We start from the raw sequence: 353 nt of genomic DNA on the forward strand, positions 1-353 counted from the left end.
CCACCATTGCCGTCCAGCGCCGCGTCGTACTGGGCATAGTACTTGGTCTGCTGGAATGCCCTGAAGAATGCCTGTTCTTCCAGGGGTAGCACCTGCAGCCCCGGCGCCTGTTCGGCCAGCAGACGCAGGTTTTCTTCGTAAGCGCCAGGGTTGGCCGTGGACAGGAACAGGCGCAGGCTGTAATCACTGTTTTCCAGCGCCGCGACATTGTGGGCAAGGTTGCTCAGCAAGGCCGGGCGCAAGGTCTTGTCACCTACCCAGAGGCAGGAAATCCGCTTGGGGATGGGCAAGCTGTTGGCAGGGGCGTGTGGGATTTCACCCGGCAGCACCAGATCGATACCCAGCGCGCGCAG

The 353-nt window shown here is 62.0% G+C and carries 1 protein-coding gene; it reads right to left on the reverse strand.

The window, feature by feature from the left end:
• A partial coding sequence (locus tag QWI17_RS06290) for a glycosyltransferase family 32 protein (RefSeq protein WP_302721675.1) occupies positions 1-353 on the reverse strand: 353 nt, incomplete at both ends.

The organism is Gilvimarinus gilvus (genome assembly GCF_030518155.1).
In the GTDB taxonomy this organism is placed as follows: domain Bacteria; phylum Pseudomonadota; class Gammaproteobacteria; order Pseudomonadales; family Cellvibrionaceae; genus Gilvimarinus; species Gilvimarinus gilvus.